At 58.6% G+C, this 6,000-nt stretch carries 6 protein-coding genes and 1 pseudogene; 5 read left to right on the plus strand and 2 right to left on the minus strand.

The window, feature by feature from the left end; genetic code table 11:
• Positions 1 to 48 precede the first annotated feature (48 nt).
• The 4 genes from ICI42_RS23040 (at position 49) to ICI42_RS23055 (ending at position 3,324) form a co-directional block, all read left to right on the plus strand.
• Positions 49 to 1,299 carry an NAD(P)/FAD-dependent oxidoreductase gene (locus ICI42_RS23040; protein WP_188166952.1) on the plus strand — a complete coding sequence of 417 codons (1,251 nt, stop codon included), beginning with the start codon at positions 49 to 51 and terminating at the stop codon, positions 1,297 to 1,299.
• Positions 1,300 to 1,348: 49 nt separating this feature from the next.
• A complete protein-coding gene (locus ICI42_RS23045; RefSeq protein WP_188166953.1) occupies positions 1,349 to 1,729 on the plus strand; it encodes a cupin domain-containing protein in 381 nt (126 codons plus the stop codon).
• Positions 1,730 to 1,786: 57 nt separating this feature from the next.
• Positions 1,787 to 2,677 (plus strand): creatininase family protein, encoded by an 891-nt coding sequence (locus ICI42_RS23050; RefSeq protein WP_188166954.1) that lies wholly within the window; start codon positions 1,787 to 1,789, stop codon positions 2,675 to 2,677.
• Between the two features lie 377 nt (positions 2,678 to 3,054).
• Positions 3,055 to 3,324, plus strand: coding sequence for a hypothetical protein (locus ICI42_RS23055; protein WP_188166955.1), 270 nt, complete (start codon positions 3,055 to 3,057; stop codon positions 3,322 to 3,324).
• Between the two features lie 81 nt (positions 3,325 to 3,405).
• Here ICI42_RS23055 and ICI42_RS23060 read toward each other — a convergent pair whose 3' ends face one another.
• Together ICI42_RS23060 and ICI42_RS23870 are read right to left on the minus strand one after the other, a co-directional pair.
• On the minus strand, positions 3,406 to 4,233 hold the full coding sequence (locus tag ICI42_RS23060) for an enoyl-CoA hydratase-related protein (protein ID WP_210317489.1): 828 nt from the start codon (positions 4,231 to 4,233) through the stop codon (positions 3,406 to 3,408).
• Between the two features lie 687 nt (positions 4,234 to 4,920).
• Entirely contained in the window at positions 4,921 to 5,739 is an 819-nt protein-coding gene (locus tag ICI42_RS23870) for a Bug family tripartite tricarboxylate transporter substrate binding protein (protein ID WP_230980530.1), read from the minus strand.
• A gap of 132 nt (positions 5,740 to 5,871) precedes the next feature.
• Here ICI42_RS23870 and ICI42_RS23065 point away from each other — a divergent pair.
• Positions 5,872 to 6,000: pseudogene (locus ICI42_RS23065) on the plus strand (electron transfer flavoprotein subunit beta/FixA family protein); the annotation flags it as partial.

Genomic DNA, 6,000 nt, shown 5'->3' on the forward strand with positions numbered 1-6,000 from the left:
GGAATGATGATGGAAGTCGGGTCCTTATGGGAGGCGATAACGCCATCCGTGCCCAAATTCGCGAAACTGACAGACGCCGTTACTGCTGATGTCGTCGTCGTAGGGGCAGGATATCTTGGCCTTTCATCCGCCCTGCATGCCGCCGAGGCGGGGCTCGACGTTGTTCTCCTCGAAAGTCATCAGCCTGGCTTTGGCGCTTCCGGCCGCAATACCGGCTTCGTGGTTCCCAGCCTCAAAACATCGCTGGGGCCTGCCGAGGTCGTGGGGGCGCTTGGCGCCGATCATGCGGGGCGCCTGCTGAAACTGGTGGCCGATTCCGGCAAGGCTGTGTTTGACCTGATCGGGCGCCACAAGATCGACTGCGAAGCCGTCCAAAACGGCTGGTTGCAGCCCGCACATTCGCGCGGGGCGGAGGAGGCGCTTCACAGCCGTATGCCGCGATTGCTCTTGGCGGGCGTGGATGCTGAATGGCTCGATCGCAATGCCATGCTCAAACGCACGGGACTTCCCTCACTGCATGGTGGAATACGGGTGGCGTCAGGCGGGCAGATTACGCCATTGGCGTATGCGCATGGGCTTGCTCGTGCCGCCATATCGGCAGGCGTGCGGTTGTTCGGCGACAGTCCGGTGAAGGGCATCGAACCCGACGGGCAGGGCTGGCGCATTCGGACTGCGGACGGTGAGGTCCGCGCCCGTCGCGTGCTCATGACCACCAACGCACTCATCGGCAACCTGCTCCCGGAACTGCGCGCGTCGATAATCCCGGCCCGTGTTTTCCAGATCGCCACTCAGCCGCTGCCACCGGCACTTCGCGCGACCTTATTGCCAGACATGGCGCCGGTAGCGGATACGCGCCGTCATACCTTCGCATTGCGCTGGTCGCCGGACGGACGGCTGGTGACCGGCGGAATGGTGCCGCCGCTGCCCGGACGCATGGCACTGGCCCGCAGGCTGTTTGCCAGCCGCCTGCGACGCGTCGTCCCTGGCCTGCCGGAGATAAGGGTGGACTATTCGTGGACGGGCGTCATCGCCGGCACACTTGATTTCCTGCCACGAATGATGTGCATCAAACCCGGCATCGACGCGGTGATCGGCTGCAACGGTCGCGGCGTGGCCCTGACGACCGCTCTAGGCCGCGAGATCGGCCCTTGGCTTGCCGGCAGGATCACAGATCCGGACCTTACCCTGCCGCTGACAGCGCCGCGCCCTATCCCTTTCAGCCGGATCTCCGGGCTCGGACCGCATCTTGTCCTGCCGATCTGGGAAGCGCGGGACGCTTTCGAAGCGCGGTTCCGGTAGGTCAGCCATAATCCGCAAACCCAATTTCTGCAAATTAAGGAGCTATGACATGAGCGATGAAACCGTCGGCGGTAAGATCAAGTGGTCTCGCCAGGAAGAGGTCGCACTGACTTGGGTGCATCCGGGCCAGGAATTCAGCCATCGACTTGTCACTAAAAAGCTTCACGGCTCGTCGATTTCGTTTCATATCACCACTTACATGCCGCACTTCGATACCATGGTCGAAGGCGACGGCGTGCATGAGGTGATCCTCTACTGCCTGCATGGCTGGTCAAAGCAGATCGTCGAAGAGACCGGCGAGGAGCACATCTTCAAGCCAGGCGATGCGATGTACCTGCCGGTGAATTACCGCTACCGGCATATCATCGGTGAGGCCGGCCTCGTGATTGCTGTCTGCGCCAATCCTTCAAAGGAGGCGGGCGACATGTAATTCGATCCGAGTGGTTTAAAAGCGGCAACTCGTTGCTCCACCTATGAGGTACTGGACATGACAGGCATCGCACCCCGGCATTTTGCGCCGTCTTCACTTATCTGGGCAGAATTGACGCGTTCAGAACTGGCAGCCAAGCGCGATGCCGGCGCCTTGGTCGTGGTGCCGACTGGCGCGATCGAGCAGCACGGCGATTTTCTTCCTGTGGAGACCGATACGTTCTTGGTGACCGCTGTAGCCGAAATTGCGGCCAGTCGCGTGGCCGGGGTGGAGATTGTCGTAGCGCCTGCGGTATCCGTCGGCTTCTCACCGCATCATCTCAGCCATGCCGGCACGATCAGCCTGCGGTTAGAAACCTATCTCGCCGTTCTTGCCGATACCGCGCGCTCGATCCTTGATTCCGGATTTCCGCGTGTCGTCTTTGTGAATGGTCACGGAGGAAACTCGGCGCCGCTGCGCTCGCTCTGTGCGCAGATGGTGACAGACGGATACGCGGTCGGCATGGTAGACTATTTCGCACCGGGGGAAAAGGATTGGCTGCCCCTCTTGAAGGGAGGCCTGTCACGAACCGGCCATGCCTGCGAGCAGGAAGTGGCGCTGACACTGGCGCTGAGCTCGTTGGAGGCGCGGGAGCGGGTTGAGGGTGCGGTCAAGGATCTTCCGGCCCGATTGATTCAACCATGGATCGCGCCGGGTCATCAGGACGATCCTGTTACTGCCTATGGAGGCGCTTGGCCCCCAATCTTTCAGGCCGATGATTGCGGATATTTCGGAGACCCGGCAAAGGCGACTGCGGAAAATGGCGCCTCGATACTTGATGCCACGGTCGCCGGCCTCGCGGCCTATCTGGAGGCGTTTGCGCGGACACCGTTGCGTCTCGGCATTACCCGCGATTCCAGCCAGCCAAGCCTATCTCCGCCCTTGCCGCGCAAGCGTCTGGGAGAGTGAAGGCCTTCTCATACTCCCAAGAGCGTCTTTCGCCTCCGGCATAACCTTTGTCCGGACATGTTTCAAAATTGGAACAGGATGTTATCGACACAGTCAGTAGCACACGGCCTAGCGGCGGTTGGCGCCGAGGCCCGGATTTGCGTCATAAGGCGCGCGGACGCCATCCAAACAATCGGATCAACAATGGTCTCTGTGACCTTGCTATCGACCTGCCCCCCGAGTGTTATCTCGATTTAGGCCCGACCTCGGCGCCCAGAGCTGATGGAGGAACACGGACTTGGTATCGCACGCGAGACGTTGCGCAAATGGATGTCTGAGGCGGGCATCTAGCTTGAGCGCAACAGCGACCAACCTCGTTTGCGGCGTGAGTGTTACGCATGCTGGCCGGCAAGTGTGGTGACATCTACGATGGCCGACAACCATTAGAGGTTCGCCGGAGGGGCCTTGCCACTACCTACAATGTCTTCGACATAGATCCGCGCGTTACACATATAGCGTTCACCGAGAGCAAGGGGCTCGGTGAAGTGCTATCCTGGATCAAGCCTCAACAAGACGACGTTCGGCCGGCGCCGAAGATCAAGACCAACAGCGAGCAGGCTGGCTACAAGAAGCGCGATCGCAACCGGGCCAGCCGAGGGATTTCATGAACGATTGCAAGGCGATCGAGCTCGATCCTGAGGTTCAAAATAATGGAACCGATTCCAGCAGGACATCAGAACAAAGCTCCACTAGAATACGGCTGGAAAGTCCCGGTTTTTGTGCATGGGGAATAACGGCGGACGCTTCTCCTTGAAAGCCATCGCGCCTTCCTTTCCGTCAAGCTGACGGGTCGACCAACGAAACAAATCGCTTGTTCGCTGATGCAGATGATCTACGTCGTCTCTCTGGATGCCTTGATAGATGAGGCGCTTGGTGATCCCAACGGAAATTGCTGAAGTGGTCCTAGCCATCTCTGCCGCCAAGTCTTGTGCGCATGCAAGCACTTGGTCCGCAGGCAGCGCTTGGCTGGCAATTCCATAGTTGACCGCATCGGTGCCGGAAAACATACGGCCGGTCAGCATAAGCTCCATCGCGCGAGAAGCGCCGATCAGCTTTGGTAGAAGCCATGGCGAGTTCCATTCCGGGATGACGCCCCTACGCGTGAAGAGAAAGCCGATCCGTGCGTCTTGCGCGACAATACGAATATCGAAATGGAGGGGCATCGTGATGCCAACCCCAACTGCGGTGCCATTGATCGCCGTGACAATAGGCGTGTTCATTTCCCAGAACGGCTTGCTCCCCGGCGGCACCAATTCGCTAGTAATCCGGTGGCGTTCTTCCGCTTCTTCATCATGACGGGCAAAACCCGCGCCTGACAAATCTGCCCCCGCACAAAAGTGCTTTCCGGCGCCGGTTACAACGACCGCTCGAACCCCTTCGTCGGCATCTGCAACAGTGATCGCATGTCTAAGCTCTGCATTCAGACGCCATGTCGTTGCATTCATTCGTTCAGGACGGTTTAGCGTGACGGTAACGACCTTATCCTTGCGATCCACCAATACCATTTTATATTTCATTTTAGATCTTTCCTCCCACGTCATCGGGCGAAGACGCTTTAGAACGATCACGTGCGCAATCGCTCACGAAGCATTCAACGATTTCGCCACCGCCTGCTATGTTTCGAATGATCCCTCGAATCATTACAGTGACCAGATTAGCGCTTCGTCTTCGCCTCTTCGTTTTTCAGGGTAACTTCGGAACTGACAATGTTTTCGGCTAAGCGAGACGTGCTGGACAGGTAGCGGAAGATCAGGAGATATCGTTCGTTATACCTGATTTTTCGCCCTTTAATGTGTTGTTGGATGAGCTTCCTTGCTCGCCACAAACCGGGTGCCGATGCCGTGGCCCAACGCCATGCTGCGATTAACCTCGTCCATCGCCAAATCTCCAGACGCCACGATAGGAGTCTTGATCCGGTGGATCACTCGCAGGGACAAGAACCCGCGCCGGCGCATCGTCCTGTGCCGGGATGACGAATGCATTCCAGGCCGTGGATCAAGATCGCGTCGACGGCCAGTGGAGCCGCAATGGAGCAGTCGATCGGCAAGCGCACTCTTGAGGTCTGCCTTCAGGTCTCTGTATAGAGTGACATCGCCAACTGCCGGTGGATCGGATCAACCAAGACAAGGCTGACCTAGCATCGAGAGCCTGCGCAGTGTCTGAGGTGGTCAGGCCTTTAGCCCCGGTTGCCTGTCGCACCAAGCTCAGATCGGCTTCAATCCCGCGACGTCAATGATTTTCTTTGTCAACTCGATGTTGCCGCGGACAAAATCTGTGAAATCCGAGGACCCAAGGTATGAGGCCGTATAGCCACGCGCTTTCAGTTTGTCCTTCACCACCTGGTCGGCCAATATCTTGCCAACCGTTCCATCGACGGTGGCAACAATCTCATCCGGAGTGCCTGCTGCCATGAACATTCCGCCCCAGATGAGAAATTCATATTCTGGCAAGCCGGATTCGGCCGCGGACGGAACGCCCGCCAGGAACTCGGAGCGTTCTTTCGCCGCGACGACCAGGCCACGCAGCTTGTCCGCGTTCTGGGTGAATGTACTGGTCCCGCCGAAGACAATGTCGATGCGGCCGGTGATTAGGTCGATGACATATTCCGCCGCGCCCTTGTAAGGAACATGGGTAAGTTCCACGCCGGCGAGGTAGCTGAACAACTCAGCATTTAAGTGGCCCTCCGAGTTCACCCCGGTCGTGCCGAAGGTAATCTTTCCGGGATTTGCCTTTGCTTCGGCTATCAGGTCAGCGAGCGTTGCAAAACGCGATTCCTTCGGCACCATGATCATGCCTGGCAGAGTTGAGATACGACTGACGGGGCGCAGTTCCTTGAGGGAGTCAAAGTTTGCTCCGGCGGACAGGAAGGGCGCTATCGCGACAGTGCCGTTCGTCGAATAGAAGACTGTCTTTCCATCAGGTGCGCTCTTCGCAACTTCACGCGCTGCCAACAAACCATTCGCGCCGGGACGGGGGTCTACCAGAACCTGCTGACCCAAGCGTTTCTGCAATTCTTCCGCCATTGCCCTGACCGTTGCGTCTGCTGGGCCTCCGGCGGCAAAACCATGCAAGAAATTGATAGTTCCGTTAGGGTAGCCAGCCGCGTGGGCTAGTCCGGGTAGAGTTCCACCCAAAAGGGCCACGCTTACCGCACCGAGAAAACCTTCGCCTCCAAGGTCGAGATCGACGGCGAGACCGCCAAGGTCACGCGCGAAGTCGACGGCGGCCTGCAGACGGTATCCTTGAAGCTGCCGGCCGTCGTCACCACTGACCTGCGCCTGAAC

This window comes from Oryzicola mucosus (assembly GCF_014534685.1).
GTDB lineage: Bacteria > Pseudomonadota > Alphaproteobacteria > Rhizobiales > Rhizobiaceae > Oryzicola > Oryzicola mucosus.

What these genes read in the sequence shown, in the direction of transcription:
- ICI42_RS23045 (WP_188166953.1), top strand. Translation starts at nt 1,349, where the DNA reads ATGAGCGATGAAACCGTCGGCGGTAAGATCAAGTGGTCTCGCCAGGAA.
- ICI42_RS23050 (WP_188166954.1), top strand. Translation starts at nt 1,787, where the DNA reads ATGACAGGCATCGCACCCCGGCATTTTGCGCCGTCTTCACTTATCTGG.
- ICI42_RS23055 (WP_188166955.1), top strand. Translation starts at nt 3,055, where the DNA reads ATGCTGGCCGGCAAGTGTGGTGACATCTACGATGGCCGACAACCATTA.
- ICI42_RS23060 (WP_210317489.1), bottom strand. Translation starts at nt 4,233, where the DNA reads ATGAAATATAAAATGGTATTGGTGGATCGCAAGGATAAGGTCGTTACC.
- ICI42_RS23870 (WP_230980530.1), bottom strand. Translation starts at nt 5,739, where the DNA reads ATGGCGGAAGAATTGCAGAAACGCTTGGGTCAGCAGGTTCTGGTAGAC.